Source organism: Streptomyces sp. V1I1 (assembly GCF_030817355.1).
Taxonomy (GTDB): domain Bacteria; phylum Actinomycetota; class Actinomycetes; order Streptomycetales; family Streptomycetaceae; genus Streptomyces.
In genome coordinates this window covers 5,536,187-5,551,962 of record NZ_JAUSZH010000001.1, presented here as the reverse complement: position 1 = coordinate 5,551,962, position 15,776 = coordinate 5,536,187, and the positions used below count along the sequence as shown (strand labels likewise).

13 protein-coding genes are annotated in these 15,776 nt (G+C 69.7%); 9 read left to right on the top strand and 4 right to left on the bottom strand.

The window, feature by feature from the left end; genetic code table 11:
- Positions 1-9 precede the first annotated feature (9 nt).
- From QFZ67_RS26095 to QFZ67_RS26080, 4 genes are all read right to left on the bottom strand, one after another.
- Positions 10-1,173, bottom strand: a complete 1,164-nt coding sequence (locus QFZ67_RS26095) for a serine hydrolase (RefSeq protein WP_307663499.1) — start codon at positions 1,171-1,173, stop codon at positions 10-12.
- Positions 1,174-1,269: 96 nt separating this feature from the next.
- Entirely contained in the window at positions 1,270-1,743 is a 474-nt protein-coding gene (locus QFZ67_RS26090; RefSeq protein WP_307663498.1) for an NUDIX hydrolase, read from the bottom strand.
- 21 nt (positions 1,744-1,764) lie between these two features.
- Positions 1,765-2,691, bottom strand: a complete 927-nt coding sequence (locus tag QFZ67_RS26085) for a pyridoxamine 5'-phosphate oxidase family protein (protein ID WP_307663497.1) — start codon at positions 2,689-2,691, stop codon at positions 1,765-1,767.
- Positions 2,692-2,706: 15 nt separating this feature from the next.
- Positions 2,707-3,162, bottom strand: coding sequence for a VOC family protein (locus tag QFZ67_RS26080; RefSeq protein ID WP_307663496.1), 456 nt, complete (start codon positions 3,160-3,162; stop codon positions 2,707-2,709).
- 118 nt (positions 3,163-3,280) lie between these two features.
- Between QFZ67_RS26080 and QFZ67_RS26075 the strand changes: the two genes are divergently transcribed.
- The 9 genes from QFZ67_RS26075 (at position 3,281) to QFZ67_RS26035 (ending at position 15,760) form a co-directional block, all read left to right on the top strand.
- A complete protein-coding gene (locus QFZ67_RS26075) occupies positions 3,281-3,826 on the top strand; it encodes a CGNR zinc finger domain-containing protein (protein WP_307663495.1) in 546 nt (181 codons plus the stop codon).
- Between the two features lie 158 nt (positions 3,827-3,984).
- A complete protein-coding gene (locus QFZ67_RS26070; RefSeq protein ID WP_307663494.1) occupies positions 3,985-7,314 on the top strand; it encodes a S8 family serine peptidase in 3,330 nt (1,109 codons plus the stop codon).
- 191 nt (positions 7,315-7,505) lie between these two features.
- Complete coding sequence (locus tag QFZ67_RS26065) at positions 7,506-8,534, top strand: aspartate-semialdehyde dehydrogenase (RefSeq protein ID WP_307663493.1); 1,029 nt, start codon at positions 7,506-7,508, stop codon at positions 8,532-8,534.
- Positions 8,535-8,687: 153 nt separating this feature from the next.
- Positions 8,688-11,258: an aminopeptidase N gene (gene pepN / locus QFZ67_RS26060; RefSeq protein WP_307663492.1), complete on the top strand. Its 2,571-nt coding sequence runs from the start codon at positions 8,688-8,690 to the stop codon at positions 11,256-11,258.
- Positions 11,259-11,429: 171 nt separating this feature from the next.
- On the top strand, positions 11,430-12,875 hold the full coding sequence (locus QFZ67_RS26055; RefSeq protein WP_307663491.1) for a sensor histidine kinase KdpD: 1,446 nt from the start codon (positions 11,430-11,432) through the stop codon (positions 12,873-12,875).
- Positions 12,872-13,279, top strand: coding sequence for a roadblock/LC7 domain-containing protein (locus tag QFZ67_RS26050; protein ID WP_307663490.1), 408 nt, complete (start codon positions 12,872-12,874; stop codon positions 13,277-13,279). The genes QFZ67_RS26055 and QFZ67_RS26050 overlap by 4 nt, the downstream gene beginning before the upstream one ends.
- Positions 13,276-13,635 (top strand): DUF742 domain-containing protein, encoded by a 360-nt coding sequence (locus tag QFZ67_RS26045; RefSeq protein WP_307663489.1) that lies wholly within the window; start codon positions 13,276-13,278, stop codon positions 13,633-13,635. Before QFZ67_RS26050 ends, QFZ67_RS26045 begins: the two co-directional genes overlap by 4 nt.
- Positions 13,616-14,245 carry an ATP/GTP-binding protein gene (locus QFZ67_RS26040; protein ID WP_307663488.1) on the top strand — a complete coding sequence of 210 codons (630 nt, stop codon included), beginning with the start codon at positions 13,616-13,618 and terminating at the stop codon, positions 14,243-14,245. The genes QFZ67_RS26045 and QFZ67_RS26040 overlap by 20 nt, the downstream gene beginning before the upstream one ends.
- 378 nt (positions 14,246-14,623) lie before the next feature.
- The gene (locus QFZ67_RS26035; protein WP_307663487.1) at positions 14,624-15,760 is read left to right on the top strand and encodes a selina-4(15),7(11)-diene synthase; all 1,137 of its coding nucleotides are present in this window, start codon (positions 14,624-14,626) and stop codon (positions 15,758-15,760) included.
- Positions 15,761-15,776: the final 16 nt, after the last annotated feature.

Genomic DNA, 15,776 nt, shown 5'->3' with positions numbered 1-15,776 from the left:
GTCACCGCCTCAGCCGCAGAACTCCGCCTCCACGATCGCCCAGCTGTCCCCCGACCAGTCGCCGTTGAAGTTCAGCGCGAGTGAGTGGCTCGCGTCCCGCGTGGTGAGCGCCTCGGACGAGGAACCGTGGATCCCGCCCCCGTGGCCCCAGACTTCCGTGCCGCAGCCCGTCTTGACCTGCATCAGGCCGAGGCCGTAGCGGATGTCCGGCTCCTTCGGGTGCACCGGGACGGTGCTGGTCATCTCCCGCAGCTGCTTCCGCGGCAGCAACTTCCCCTTCAGCAGCGCCCGGTAGAAACGCTGCAGATCGGCGGAGTCGGAGATCATCTCGCCTGCCGACCAGGCGGCCGACGGGTTCAGTTCGGTCACATCGTGGATCTTCGCCTTCGGGTCCTCGGACAGTTTCGAGTAGGCCCGGCCGCTGGGGCGCGGCATCCGGGCCTCGGTCCCGGGCACGGAGGTGGCGCGCAGCGAGAGCGGGCGCAGGATCCGGCGCTCGATCTCGGATGCGTACGAACGTCCCGTCGCCTTCTCGACGACCATCCCGGCAAGGACGTAGTTGGTGTTGGAGTAATGCCAGCCCGCGCCGGGCGCGAAGTAGGGTTCATGCTCCGCCGCGAGCCCTACGAGCTGCCGCGGGCTCCAGGTGTCGTAGCGGTGCTGGAAGAAGCCGTCGCCGAAGACCTTCTCCAGGAAGCCCTGGTCGTCGGTGTAGTTGTAGATCCCGCTGGTGTGGTTGAGGAGTTGCCTCAGGGTGATCCGGCGTCCGTCGTGGCCGTGGCCGCGCACCAGGCCGGGGAGCCAGCGGTCCACGGTGTCCTCCAGGCTCAGTCTGCCTTCGGCCTCCAGCTGGAGCACGACCGTGGCGACGAAGGTCTTGGTGATGGACCCGACGCGGTAGCGGTCCTGCGGGAGGCGCTCGCGCCCGGTCCGCAGGTTCGCGACGCCGGCTGTGCCGTTCCAGGTGCCGTCGCGGTCGCGCGCCTGGGCGACGACTCCGGGCACTCCGTCGCGCACGGCGGCCTCGATCGCCTGCTGGGTGCTGCGGTGGCTGCCGTGACGGGGCTCGCCCGTCCGGCTGTCCGCCGCGGCGGGGGTCACCAGGGCGGCAGTGGCCACGGCCGCCATCGCCACCGCTCCCGCCAACGCCGTCCGGACCATGCGTACTGACATGCCTGTCTCCTGTCTCCGACTTGCTCTACGGCTGAGGTCGGCTGACAGGACTCGGGGGGAGCGTGCGGCGTTGCCCGGGGCAGAAGAGTTGAGCGACTATCGGCCGTTTCCGGCGATCCGGCCCACCGGGGGCCTGGAGCGCCACAACTCCAGCCCGATGTCGACGAGTTCGACCCGCTCCAGTCCGGTCACCGCGGCCAGCGGATGCCAGGCGGCCAGGTCCGTGGACCCGTTCGTCTCATGGCGCAGCTCGCCTCCGGTGATCCGGCCCTCGTACACGATGCGCAGCCCCTGGAAGTCGGCGAACCTACCGAGGTTGCGCGGATACCGGCGGCGGATGGAGTCGAGGCCGAGCAGCGCGGTCATCTCGGCCGTGTAGCCGGTCTCCTCCTCGACCTCGCGGACGACCGTGTCGAGAGGGTCCTCCCCGTGGTCCATTCCGCCGCCGGGCAGCGTCCACTTCTTGACGCCGTCGCGGGCCACCCAGCGGGCGAGCAGGATCTCTTCCTCCCGTACGCACACGGCGTAGGCCGCAACCCTCAACTCACCGTTCCGCAACTGCTTGTTCATGCGGTGAGGGTAGACGTACGTTCAAACGCCCTGTTTCAGGGGCGGGTTGGCGGGCGAGTACTCGGGCGCGGACCAGCGAAGCGGGCTGGCCCCCTCGGTCTCGACGAACTGCTCGACGGTGAACCGGACGGTACGGCCGCTGCCGGAGTAGTCGGTGCGCGCGGTACCGGTGAGCTGGAGCGTGGTGCCGCTGCTCCAGTCGAGGAAGAGCAGTCCGGCGCGCGGGTCGGTCTCGAGGTTGCCCAGCGTCAGGAACATCGCATTGCCCGGATAGTCCTGCCAGCTGAGCGTGGTGGGCGACGTCACCTGTACGAAACCGGGGTTGCCGCCGCGATGGCTGGCGTCGACGCCCTCCGGCGTGCGGGTGGCGATGAAGAAGGTGTCGGCGGCGCGGACGAACTCCTCCTGGTCGGGGGTGAGTCGCCCGCCGCGCCGCAAGGCACCGGTCCTGTCACCGCCCCCATCGGGTGCGTACAGCTCCCGCTTCTGCAGATACTTCGGGCAGTTCGCGAAGACCCGCTCGGCCTCGATCGCGAGCCCGCGGGCGGACGGGCGGACCGTGCCGCCCATCCGCATCCGGCGGCGGGTGCGCGGGTCGAGTGCGATCGTGCCGACGGGCAGCGGGCCCGCGGCGAGGGCGTCGGCGAGCGGGTCGCTCTGGTGCACGCCGCCGGCGACCGAGACGGAGTGCGCCCCCGTGGCCCGGACGAAACCGGGCGCGCCGGTGAGCAGCGAGGCCCATGTCCGGCCCGCCGCGTCCGCCGCGCCGAGCACCAGCATGGGCTGGAGCCCCAGGAAGGCGGCGGCGACCGGCTTGATGCCCTGGCCGATGGAGCGGCCGACGTGCGCGGCTTGGTCGCGTACGCCGACGCGGCTCTGCACGGCGAGTGAGCCGCGGTGGTACGGCTCCGGGTCCTGCTTCAGGTCCAGGTCCAGGTCCGGGGACACAGGGGATCAGCCCTCTCAGAAGAAACCGCAGGTGGGCGCCTCGGCGGTCGGCGCGGGAGCGCCCTCCGCGCCGGAGGGGGCGTAGATCTCCAGCCGGGTGCCGTCCGGGTCGTGGAAGAAGATCCCGCCGGAGGCCGAGCCCTCGCCGTGGGCGACCACGCCCTCGTAGGCGAAGTCGACGCCGAGGGTCTTCAGACTCGCCTCGGCGGCGCGGACCTGCTCGATGGATTCGGTCTCGAAGGCGAGGTGGTGCAGCCCCGCGAGGCCAGGGGCATACGCCCCGTCCGCCTGCTGCCAGAGCGTGAGGACGAGCTGCCCGTCCCGGCCGAGGAAGGCGAAGCGGCGACCGTCCTCCTTGCCCTGGCCGAGGACGTCGAAGCCGAGGACGTCTCCGTAGAAGGGGAGTGACCGGTCGAGGTCAGTGACATTGAGGCCGATATGGCCGGTACGCAGAGTGCTGGTCGCCGTCATGGCACACCTCTCGGAAGGTCGATACCCACTAACCACTTAATTCGAGTTTAGAGGTTAGAATCAAAGCGTGCAACCGGTCACGTAACCTTCAGGGGTTAGCCATGAGAGGAGCCCAGGGATGCCCGCCCTGTCCGACCCGCGGCCGCTCACAGGCGAGCCGGCCTCCCTCGACCTGCTCAACACCCGCTGGATGCAGGACGGCGCACGCCAGGATCTGCTGACCGGCGTAGACGGGCTGCACATCTGGCTGACAGCCAACGGCCTCGCCGACCGGTTCACCGCCGACGCGGCCACCCTGGAGCGGACACTGACCGCCCGCGAGGCGCTCGCCGCCCTCGTCGACAGCCCCGGCGACGCCACCGCGGCCGCCCGCGTCGACGATGTGCTCGGCCATGGACGCATCCGCGCCACTCTCACCGCAGAAGGCCCTGGCGAAGAGGCAGAGTTCGCGGACCCGTCCTGGGGCCCGGGCTGGACCGCCGCCCGCGGCCATCTCGATCTGCTGCGCACCGCGCCCGACCGCATCCGCGCCTGCGCGCACGAGGCGTGCATCCTGCACTTCTTCGACACGTCGCGGAACGGCACCCGCCGCTGGTGCTCCATGGCGCTGTGCGGCAACCGCGCGAAGGCGTCCCGGCACTACGCCCGCAGCCGCGAAGCCTGAATTTCCCCTTTGTCCCTCATGGCACATCGCCCGCGATGGCGGATGTCCGCCATGACCACATCCCGCCTCCGGCAACTCTCCACAAACCCCTGTCACTTACGAAAGGCTGAGCGGTCATCCGGCACCGAATTCCGGACCCTCTCTTTCACAAAACAGGGATGCTGATGACCCCCGAATCCCAGAGCCCCATATCAGGGCGCTCCGTACCAGGTCACAGACGCGTGGCCCGTATTGCGGCCGCCGCATCGATGGTGGCCGCGCTGGTCGCCGCGGGCGCCGTACCGGCCTTCTCCGACGCGCCCGCCGACGACCCCGGCACCACCGCCGGCGTCAAGGCCGCCAAGTCCTCGTCCGACAAGCTCGGTTCGGCCGACGCCGAACTGCTCGCCGAGGCCGAGGCCAAGGGCGCGAAGAGCGTCACCGTCATGGTCGCCACCGCCCCCGGTGCGACCGAGCAGGTCGCGGGCCAGTTCGACGCCGTCGAGGGAGCCGTGGTCGGCAAGACGTACGACCAGCTCGGCTATGTGCGGGCCACCCTCCCCACCGGCCGGGCGGAGGCCGCGCTCAAGGCGGCCGCCAAGCTCTCCAGCGTCCACGGCATCGATCTCAAGCACGAGATCAAGCTGGACGACCCCACCCCGGCGGGCGACACCGCCAAGGGCGCGGGCACGGCCGGCGCGCAGGCCGCGCAGTACCCGGCGCCCGGGGAGAACACCCCGGCGAAGAACCCGTACAACCCGTCCTTCGAGACCGGCGCGGTGGACTTCGTCAAGGAGCACCCCAAGGCCGACGGCCGCGGTGTGACCATCGGCATCCTCGACTCGGGCGTCGACGTCGGCCACCCGGCGCTGCAGAAGACCACCACCGGCGAGCGCAAGATCGTCGACTGGGTCACCGCGACCGACCCGGTGGCGGACGGCGACGGCACCTGGCGCCGGATGTCGCTCGATGCGAGCGGCCCGACGTTCACCGTCAACGGCCGTACGTACTCCGCCCCGGCGGGCGCGTACAAGTTCAACCTCTTCGCCGAGGCCGCCACCAAGGGCGGCGACATGGCCGGTGACCTCAACCGGGACGGCGACACCACCGACGTCTGGGGCGTGCTCTACGACGCGGGCACCAGGACCGCCCGCGTCGACCTCGACAACGACGCGGACTTCTCCAACGACACCGTGATGAAGCCGTACAAGAACGGCTTCCAGATCGGCTACTTCGGCACCGACAACCCGGCCACCGAGGTCGTCGAGCGCATCCCGTTCGTCATCGAGGTCCGCAAGGACGTCGTCTACAACGCCGCGGGCGCCAAGGCCGACTACGTCAACATCGGCGTCATCGAGGGCTCGCACGGCACGCACGTCGCCGGCATCACCGCCGCCAACAGCCTCTTCGGCGGCAGGATGAACGGAGCGGCGCCCGGCGCCAAGCTGGTCTCCTCGCGCGCCTGCACCTGGAGCGGCGGCTGCACCAACATCGCGCTCACCGAGGGCATGGCCGACCTGGTCATCAACCGCGGCGTGGACATCGTCAACATGTCCATCGGCGGTCTGCCCGCGCTGAACGACGGCAACAACGCCCGCGCCGAGCTCTACACCCGGCTCATCGACACCTACGGCGTCCAGCTGGTCATCTCGGCCGGCAACGAGGGGCCGGGCACCAACACCATCGGCGACCCGGGCCTCGCCGACAAGGTCATCTCCGTCGGCGCCGCTATCTCCAAGGAGACCTGGGCGGCCAACTACGGCTCCGAGGTGACCAAGAAGTACGCGATGCTCCCCTTCTCCTCGCGCGGACCGCGCGAGGACGGCGGCTTCGCGCCGATCATCACCGCGCCCGGCGCCTCCATCAACACCACCCAGACCTGGCTGCCCGGCGGCCCGGTCAAGGAGGCGGGCTACCAGCTCCCGGCCGGCTACTCCATGCTGCAGGGCACCTCGATGTCCTCGCCGCAGGCCGCGGGCGCGAGCGCGCTGCTTCTGTCGGCCGCCAAGCAGCGGAACATCGAGCTGACCCCGGCGAAGCTGCGCACGGCGCTGACCAGCACCGCGCACCGTATCGCCGGAGTGAAGGCGCATGAGCAGGGCTCCGGCCTGATCAACATCGTGGACGCCTGGGACGCCATCGAGGACGGCGCGACCGCCCACGAGTACAGCGTCAAGGCACCGGTCGACACCGCGATCGACTTCGCGCTGAAGACCCCCGGCTTCGGCACCGGCCTCTACGACCGCGAAGGCGGTCTCAAGGCCGGCCAGAAGAAGACGTACGACGTCGTCATCACCCGCACGACCGGCCCGGACCGCCCCGTGCGGCACGAGCTGGACTGGAAGTACAACGACGGCACCTTCGACCTGCCGGGCTCCGGCGCGGTCTCGCTGCCGCTGAACAAGCCGGTCACCATCAAGGTCGAGGCGAAGCCCGGCTCGGCCGGGGTGCACAGCGCGATCCTGGAGGCGGACGACGAGCGCACCGAGGGCGTCGACAAGCAGATCCTCGCGACCGTGGTCGTCTCCAAGCAGCTGGCGAAGCCCGAGTACACCTTCTCGGCGTCCGGCTCGGTGCAGCGCAACAGCCACAAGTCGTACTTCGTCACGGTGCCCGAGGGCGCGAAGAACCTCGAGGTCGCGCTCGGCGGTCTGGCCGCGAACAGCCAGACCCGGTTCATCGGCATCCACCCGTACGGCGTGGGGGTCGACGACAGCTCGACGATCTTCTGCTACCCGAACTACAACAATCCGGCGAACACGTGCCGTCCGGACTTGCGCTCGTACCCCGAGCCGACGCCGGGCGTCTGGGAGATCGAGGTCGAGTCGCGACGTACGTCTCCGCTGCTCGACAACCCGTACAAGCTGGATGTCAGCCTGCTGGGCGCGTCCTTCGACCCGGCCGTGAAGACACTCCCCGAGGCGAAGGTCGGCACGCCGGCCGCCGTCGAGTGGAAGGTCACCAACGGCTTCGCCGCGATCGACGGCAAGCTCGCGGGCGGTTCGCTGGGCTCGGCGAAGGTCGCCCGTCCGTCCATCAAGAACGGTGAGTCGCAGGAGTCGACGGTCACCATCGGTGAGGGCGTCGAGCGTCTCGACGTCGCCATCGGCGGGGTCTCCGACACCGGCGCCGACCTGGACCTGTCGGTCTACCTGAACAACGTGCTGGTCGGCCAAGCGGCGGACGGCGACTCGGAGGAGGCGGTGAGCCTGCCCAAGCCGGCCGCCGGCACCTACACCATCGTGGTCGACGGTTACTCCGTCCCGGCCGGGACCACCGAGTACAACTACCGCGATGTGTACTTCGCGGCGTCGCTCGGCTCGGTCAAGGTCGACTCGGCGAAGCCCGTCAAGCTCGCCAACGGTGCGTCGGCGCAGGTCAGCGCCGAGGTTCTGGTGGGCGGCGCGGCTCCCGAGGGACGGCAGTTCTTCGGCGAGGTGCAGCTGCTGAACGGTCGCGGCACGGTCGCGGGCGCCGGCAGCGTAGTGATCGAGAAGGTCACGCCGTAGCACTCCCGTAGCGGATTGATCTGTACGACGGCGGGGCGGGCGCTCTTCGGAGCACCCGCCCCGTCGGCATGTCCTGCGTCACACGTCCCGGCCATCGGACAATGGATTGGACAAGTCGGCCGGGGACATACGCATCATGGAGCAGCACCCAGGCCAGCAGATCAGTACGAATCAGCACAAAGGAGTCGTCCGTGAGGGTCGGAATCGTCGGAGCCACCGGTCAGGTCGGCGGAGTCATGCGCAAGATCCTCACCGAGCGGAAGTTCCCGGTCGACGAGCTGCGACTGTTCGCCTCGGCCCGGTCCGCGGGCTCCACCCTGCACTGGGACGGCCAGGAGATCACCATCGAGGACGCCTCCACCGCCGACTACTCCGGCCTGGACATCGTGCTCTTCTCGGCCGGCGGCGCGACCTCCAAGGCACTCGCCGAGAAGGTCGCCGGACAGGGCGCCGTCGTGATCGACAACTCCTCGGCCTGGCGCCGGGACCCCGAGGTTCCGCTGGTCGTCTCCGAGGTCAACCCGCACGCGATCAAGGACCGCCCCAAGGGCATCATCGCCAACCCGAACTGCACCACGATGGCCGCCATGCCGGTCCTGAGGCCCCTGCACGCCGAGGCGGGTCTCACCGCGCTGGTCGCCACCACCTACCAGGCCGTGTCGGGCTCCGGGCTGGCCGGTGTCGCCGAGCTGGACGGGCAGGTCAAGGAGGTCGCCGGCCGCGCGAGCGAGCTGACGCACGACGGCGAGGCCGTCGAGTTCCCCGAGCCCGGCGTCTACAAGCGCCCCATCGCCTTCAATGTCGTGCCGCTGGCGGGCAATCTCGTCGACGACGGCTCCTTCGAGACCGACGAGGAGCAGAAGCTCCGCAACGAGTCCCGCAAGATCCTGGAGATTCCGGAGCTCAAGGTCTCCGGTACCTGTGTCCGCGTCCCGGTCTTCTCCGGTCACTCGCTGCAGGTCAACGCCCGCTTCGATCGGCCCATCAGCGTCGAGCGCGCCTATGAGCTGCTGAAGGACGCCCCGGGCGTCGAGCTCTCCGAGATCCCGACGCCGCTGCAGGCGGCCGGCAAGGACGCCTCGTACGTCGGCCGTATCCGCGTGGACGAGACCGTCGAGAACGGCCTCGCGCTTTTCCTGTCCAACGACAACCTCCGCAAGGGCGCGGCGCTGAACGCCGTGCAGATCGCGGAGCTCGTCGCCGAGGAGCTCAAGGGCTGACGCCTGCGGACACCGGCGAGGGCGGGGCACCCCTGGGTGCCCCGCCCTGTGCTGCTTCCGCCCCTTCGATCAGGGCAGGCAAATAGGGCAGGCGACGGACCCGCGCCCCATGGAAGGATGGCCGCAAACGTCACGAACCGAGGAGATGACAGCGTGCCTGGCACGAATCTGACCCGCGAAGAGGCGCAGCAGCGGGCGAGCCTGCTGACTGTCGACTCGTACGAGATCGACCTCGACCTGAGCGGGGCACAAGAGGGCGGGACCTACCGGTCCGTGACCACCGTGCGCTTCGACTCCGCCAAGGACGGCGCGGAGAGCTTCATCGACCTGGTCGCCCCAGCCGTGCACCAAGTCGTGCTGAACGGCAAGGCACTGGACGTCGCCGCCGTCTTCGGGGACTCGCGGATCGCGCTGCCGCATCTGCTCGCGGGCCTGAACGAGCTGAAGGTCGTCGCGGACTGCGCGTACACCAACACCGGTGAGGGTCTGCACCGTTTTGTCGACCCGGTGGACCAGCAGGCCTACCTCTACACGCAGTTCGAGGTGCCGGACGCGCGCCGCGTCTTCGCCTCCTTCGAGCAGCCGGACCTCAAGGCGACCTTCCAGTTCACCGTGAAGGCCCCCGAGGGCTGGACGGTCATCTCGAACTCCCCCACCCCGGAGCCCAGGGACAACGTCTGGCACTTCGAGCCGACGCCGCGGATCTCCACGTACATCACCGCGCTGATCGTCGGTCCGTACCACAGCGTGCACAGCTCGTACGAGAAGGACGGTCAGAGCGTCCCGCTCGGCGTCTACTGCCGGCCCTCGCTCGCCGAGTTCCTGGACTCGGACGCGATCTTCGAGGTCACCCGGCAGGGCTTCGAGTGGTTCCAGGAGAAGTTCGACTACGACTACCCCTTCGCCAAGTACGACCAGCTCTTCGTGCCGGAGTTCAACGCGGGCGCGATGGAGAACGCGGGCGCGGTGACCATCCGCGACCAGTACGTCTTCCGCTCGAAGGTGACGGACGCGGCGTACGAGACGCGCGCCGAGACGATCCTGCACGAGCTTGCGCACATGTGGTTCGGCGACCTGGTCACCATGGAGTGGTGGAACGACCTGTGGCTGAACGAGTCGTTCGCCACCTACACCTCGATGGCCTGCCAGGCGTACCACCCGGACTCGAAGTGGCCGCACTCCTGGACCACTTTCGCGAACCAGATGAAGACGTGGGCTTACCGGCAGGACCAGCTGCCGTCCACCCACCCGATCATGGCCGACATCCGTGACCTGGACGACGTCCTGGTCAACTTCGACGGCATCACCTACGCCAAGGGCGCGTCGGTGCTGAAGCAGCTCGTCGCGTATGTCGGACAGGACGAGTTCTTCCGCGGTGTGCAGGCGTACTTCAAGGCGCACGCCTTCGGCAACACCCGGCTGTCCGATCTGCTGGGCGCGCTGGAGGAGACCTCCGGCCGTGATCTGAAGACCTGGTCGAAGGCGTGGCTGGAGACGGCCGGCATCAACATCCTGCGCCCGGAGATCGAGGTCTCCGAGGACGGGTACGTCACCTCGTTCTCCGTACGCCAGGAGGCCCCCGCCCTGCCCGCCGGCGCCAAGGGTGAGCCCACGCTGCGCCCGCACCGGATCGCGATCGGCTGCTACGACCTCGACGAGAGCGGCAAGCTGGTCCGTACGAGCCGGATCGAGCTGGACGTGGACGGCGAGCACACCGATGTGCCGTTCCCGCAGAACACCCGCCGCCCCGCGGTGATCCTGCTCAACGACGACGACCTGTCATACGCGAAGGTCCGCCTCGACGAGGAGTCGCTGCGGGTCGTCACCGAGCACCTCGGCGACTTCACCGAGTCGCTGCCGCGTGCCCTGTGCTGGGCCTCCGCCTGGGACATGACCCGCGACGGCGAGCTGGCGACGCGGGACTACCTGTCCCTGGTCCTCTCCGGCATCGGCAAGGAGTCGGACATCGGCGTCGTGCAGTCGCTGCAACGCCAGGTGAAGCTGGCGATCGACCTGTACGCGGCGCCGGAGTGGCGCGAGACGGGACTGACGCAGTGGACGGACGCGACGCTGGCGCATCTGCGCGCGGCGGAGCCGGGCAGCGACCACCAGCTGGCGTGGGCGCGGGCGTTCGCCGCGACCGCGCGGACGCCGCAGCAGCTGGACCTGCTGCAGGCGCTGCTCGACGGCACGGAGTCGATCGAGGGTCTGGCCGTGGACACCGAGCTGCGGTGGACGTTCGTGGAGCGTCTTGCGGCGGTCGGCCAGCTCGACGAGGACGAGATCGCGGCGGAGTACGAGCGGGACAAGACGGCGGCGGGCGAGCGCCACGCGGCGACGGCGCGCGCGGCCCGGCCGACGGCGGAGGCGAAGGAGGAGGCCTGGGCGTCGGTCGTCGAGTCCGACAAGCTGCCGAACGCCATGCAGGAGGCGGTCATCGCGGGCTTCGTCCAGACCGACCAGCGCGAGCTGCTCGCCCCGTACACCGACAAGTTCTTCGCGGCGGTCAAGGACGTGTGGGAGTCCCGCAGCCATGAGATCGCGCAGCAGATCGCGGTCGGGCTCTACCCCTCGCTCCAGGTCTCGCAGGCCACGCTGGACGCGACGGACGAGTGGCTGGCATCGGCCGAGCCGAACGCGGCGCTGCGGCGGCTGATCTCGGAGTCGCGCTCGGGCGTCGAGCGGGCGCTGAAGGCGCAGGCGGCTGACGCGGCCGCCGCGTAACGAGCTCGCGCGAGGGCGCCCCGGGCCACGGCGGCTCAGGGCGCCCTCGCGCGTTCAGGGCGGAAAGAACGCGCCAAATTTGGTGACCCGCCGTCAAACCCCTTCGTACTACCCGGATATGCTCCCGACCGTCGTCATGTGATCTTCCCGTTCGATGGTTTGAGGGTGCTGATGGTTCGACAGGAAACGTCGACCGGAAGTCCGCGGCCTGCGGCCTCCTCCGTGTGGCTGCTGCCCGTCGCCGTAACTGCCGCGGCCGCTACGGCGGCTGCCGCACTGGTCTCCGAGTCGGCCCGCACCCCCGTGCTCTGGATCAGTGCCGTGGCGGTCGTCATGGTGGCGGTCACCTGCGCCGAAGCGGCGCGCCGGGGCAGGCTGGTGCAGGAGCTGCGGGGCAGACTCGCGGAGCGGGATGCGGCGGTGGCGCGGCAGCAGGCCGAGACCAGACACCTCGCCGAAGAACTGCTGCCGCAGGTGGTGGAGCGGCTGCGCAAGGGCGAGTTCCCGGAGGACGTACTCGACTCGCTCGACGCCCCGGCCGAGCACGAGGCGGTGCTGCGCTCGGTGCTCAACGCCGTCGTCGCCGAGGAGGACCTGCGCGAATCCGCACAGCGCGCCTTCGTAAACATCGCCCGCCGGGTTCAAGCCATCGTCCACCAACAGGCCCAGGAACTGCGTGAGATGGAAGACCGGCACGGCCGGTCCCCGGACGTCTTCGGCGATCTGCTCCGGATCGACCACGGCACCGCGCTCATCGGCCGGCTCGCCGACTCGATCGCCGTGCTCGGCGGTGCGCGGCCCGGCCGCCAGTGGAGCAAGGCCGTACCGCTCTACAGCGTGATGCGCGGCGCCATGTCGCGGATCATCGACTACCAGCGGGTTGAGCTGCACTCGGTCACCGAGGTCGCCGTCTTCGGCACCGCCGTCGAGCCGCTGATCCACGCGCTCGCCGAGCTGCTCGACAACGCCACCCGCTACTCGCCGCCGCAGACAAAGGTCCATCTGACCGCCGTCGACGTGCAGTCGGGCATCGCCGTCGAGATCGAGGACGGCGGCGTCAGCATGAGCGAGGAGGCCCGCAAGCGGGCCGAGCGCATGCTCCGCCAGGCCCAGCAGGGCATCGATGTCAACGACCTGGGGGAGACGCCGCGCCTCGGCCTCGCCGTGGTCGGCCGACTGTCGCAGGCGTACGGCTTCCAGGTCTCGCTGCGCTCCTCCGCGTACGGCGGTGTGCGCGCCGTCCTTGTCGTCCCGCAGGCGCTGATCACCACGGCCGCTTCGGCGACCGGTCTCGCGCACGGCATCGGCGCCTCCTCCGGTCCCCGCCCGACCCTGCCGCAGGCTCCCGCCGCGCGGCCGCCCAGGCCGGCCACCGGCCCCATGACGGCGGACGAGGAGCTCCCTGTGGTGACCGAGCGGACCTTGAACGGTCTGCCGCAGCGGCGTCGCAAGACGCCCGTCGCGGCACCGGCCGCACTCGCCGCAGCTGCCGCGCCGGAGCCGGAGTCCGGGCGGGATTCCCCACCCGCGGTGCAGCCCGGCATGTGGCTGGCCGCCTTCCAGAGCGGCGTGACCGGCGAGACCCCCGAGACGAACAGAGAGAACAACCAGCCATGACTCAGCAGCAGACCAACATGGACTGGATGCTCAAGGACCTCGCGGAGGGCGTGCCGCAGACCAGGCATGTGGTCGTGCTCTCCGCCGACGGTCTGCGCATGGCCCAGTACGGAACCGACACCGACACCGCCGACCGGCTGGCGGCCGCCTGCGCCGGGCTGCAGTCCCTGGCCGGCGCGGTCGCCTCCGAACTCCCGCACAGCGACGGCCGGATGCGGCTGGTCGTGATCGAGATGGACGGCGGTTTCTTCTATCTGATGGCGGCGGGCTCCGGGGCCTTCCTCGCGGTGCTCGCCAACGAGGGTGTCGACGCCGGGCTGATGGGCCAGCGGATGCGGGACCTCGTTCTGCGGATCGGTGAGCACCTCAGCACCCCGCCGCGTCAGGATGGACAGCCGAGGTGAGCGACGCGGGCGGCGGGGACTGGGAAGACAGTCCCGAGCGGCTCTACGTCATCACGGGCGGCCGCAGTGGCTCGTCCGTCCCCGCCACGCTGGACCTGGTCACCCTGATCGTGGCCAGGTCCGGGCCGAAGCCCGGAATGCAGCCGGAGCACGCGGCGATCATCGAGCTCTGCGAAGCGCCGCTGTCCGTCGCCGAGGTCTCCGCGTACACCGGTCTCCCGTTCAGCGTCGTCACCGTCCTGATCGGCGATCTGCTCGCCGAGAACCGGGTCGTCGCCCGCGCGCCCGTCCCACCCGCCCGACTTCCCGACCGCGCTTTGATTGAGGCAGTGATCGATGGACTTCAAAGGCTCTGAGCAGCCGGCGCGCGCCGCCGGGCCGCGGAGCGAGGATGCGCTGCCGGCGACCGCCACCGCCGCCGTCAAGGTGGTCATCGTGGGCGGCTTCGGGGTCGGCAAGACGACCCTGGTCGGCTCGGTCAGCGAGATACGGCCACTGACCACCGAGGAGACGATGACCCAGGCGGGGGTCGGCGTCGACGACACGGCGGGGATCGGCGGCAAGACGGCGACGACGGTCGCGATGGACTTCGGCCGCATCAGCGTCAACGAGGAGCTGGTGCTCTATCTGTTCGGCACGCCCGGGCAGGAGCGCTTCTGGTTCCTGTGGCGCGGGCTGTTCGAGGGCGCGCTGGGTGCGGTGGTACTGGTCGACACGCGCCGCCTTGAGGTCAGCTTCGACGTCATCGGGCGCCTTGAGGAGCGCGGGGTGCCGTTCGTGGTGGCCGTGAACTCCTTCCCGGACGCGCCCGGCCATCCGGTGGATGAGCTGCGGGCCGCCCTGGATCTGCCCGAGGCGGTGCCGATCGTGATGTGCGACGCCCGGCAGCGCGCGTCCAGCCGGGACGTACTGATGACGCTGATGCGCTATCTGCAGAGACTTGCCACGACGCAGGAGGCGTCGTGATCACGCCCGGGGCCGGAGAGGGCCGGGCGGCGTAAAGGCGCCCCTGGACTGCCTCTCGACTGTGCGTTGACTGCCCGTCGACTGTGCGTCGGCTACGCGTCGGCGATGCCCGGCGGCCGCCGCGGACACGGTTCCGGTTACTGCTCCGGCGGCGGCGCCTGCGCCTTCGCCGGGGCGTCCGGCCCGTACGTCCTGGCGGAGGTCGCTTGTTCCGGTCCCGGCGATAAACAGTACCTCGATGCCGCATAGCTTAGGGATTGTCCTATTGGATCAGCCGTTCGGAGTGATTACTATGCGCCATAGTTGATCACTATGGGGCGCAAGTGGCGTCTGTGAAAGCAGAGTTCGCGTCGCACCCCCAACGAGAGGGAGGCCGCAGTGGGGCCCGAGCTGATAGTTCCACCGATCTTCTCTCCCATTCCGCCGGCGATCCATCCGCGCCATGCGGACATAGACGTACAGACCGCGGCCTGGGCCGAAACGTTTCGCATCGGGTCCGACGAGTTGCGCGGCAGACTCGTTATGCAGGACATCGGCACGTTCTCCGCCCGGATACTGCCGGAAGGGAGTGAGGAGGTCGTCTCTCTCCTCGCGGACTTCGTCCTGTGGCTCTTCGGCGTGGACGACGGACACTGCGAAGAGGGGGAACTCGGCCACCGGCCGGGCGACTTGGCCGGCCTGCTCCACCGTCTGCTGCGCGTCGCCCAGAACCCGGAAGTCCCAATACTGCTCGACGACCCGCTGGCCGCGGGGCTGCGGGACCTGCGGCTCCGGGTCAGCCGCCACGGCACCGCGGGGCAGGCGGCCCGCTGGGTGGACGCGCTGCGGGAGTACTTCTTCTCCGTGGTGTGGGAGGCGGCCCACCGCAGGGCGGACACCGTGCCCGACCTCAACGACTACACCCTGATGCGCCTCTACGACGGCGCGACGTCCGTGGTGCTGCCGCTGCTGGAGATGGGACACGGCTACGAGCTCCAGCCGCACGAGCGTGACCACACCGCCGTGCGCGCCGCGGCCGAGATGGCGTCCTTCGTCATCACGTGGGACAACGACATCTTCTCGTACCACAAGGAACGCAACGGGTCGGGCTACTACCTCAACGCCCTGCGGGTGCTGGAGCAGCAGCACGGCCTCACCCCCGCCCAGGCGCTGGACACGGCGATCTCCCAGCGGGACCGGGTGATGACTCTCTTCATGCGCCTGAGCGCACACCTGCAGCCGACGGCCAGCCCGCAGCTACGGCGGTATCTGCACAGCCTTGCCTGCTTCATACGCGGCGCCCAGGACTGGGGCATCAGCTCCGTGCGTTACACGACGCCGGACGATCCGGCCGGCTTCCCCTCGGTGTTCCGCGATACGCCCACCGACGACAGCCGCGAGCCGCTGGACATCCCCGCCGTCTCCTGGTGGTGGGACCTGGTGCCCGACCTCGTGCCCGACGATGTACCCGACCTCATGGCTGACGAGACCGCATCACGCGCACTGCACCGGCCCGTACAAGAGACCGCGGCCTAGAGCAATGGATTCTTCA

Excerpts from the sequence above, each read along its gene's own strand:
- QFZ67_RS26095 (WP_307663499.1), bottom strand. The coding sequence starts at position 1,173 with ATGTCAGTACGCATGGTCCGGACGGCGTTGGCGGGAGCGGTGGCGATG.
- QFZ67_RS26090 (WP_307663498.1), bottom strand. The coding sequence starts at position 1,743 with ATGAACAAGCAGTTGCGGAACGGTGAGTTGAGGGTTGCGGCCTACGCC.
- QFZ67_RS26080 (WP_307663496.1), bottom strand. The coding sequence starts at position 3,162 with ATGACGGCGACCAGCACTCTGCGTACCGGCCATATCGGCCTCAATGTC.
- QFZ67_RS26075 (WP_307663495.1), top strand. The coding sequence starts at position 3,281 with ATGCCCGCCCTGTCCGACCCGCGGCCGCTCACAGGCGAGCCGGCCTCC.
- QFZ67_RS26070 (WP_307663494.1), top strand. The coding sequence starts at position 3,985 with ATGCTGATGACCCCCGAATCCCAGAGCCCCATATCAGGGCGCTCCGTA.
- QFZ67_RS26055 (WP_307663491.1), top strand. The coding sequence starts at position 11,430 with ATGGTTCGACAGGAAACGTCGACCGGAAGTCCGCGGCCTGCGGCCTCC.
- QFZ67_RS26050 (WP_307663490.1), top strand. The coding sequence starts at position 12,872 with ATGACTCAGCAGCAGACCAACATGGACTGGATGCTCAAGGACCTCGCG.
- QFZ67_RS26040 (WP_307663488.1), top strand. The coding sequence starts at position 13,616 with ATGGACTTCAAAGGCTCTGAGCAGCCGGCGCGCGCCGCCGGGCCGCGG.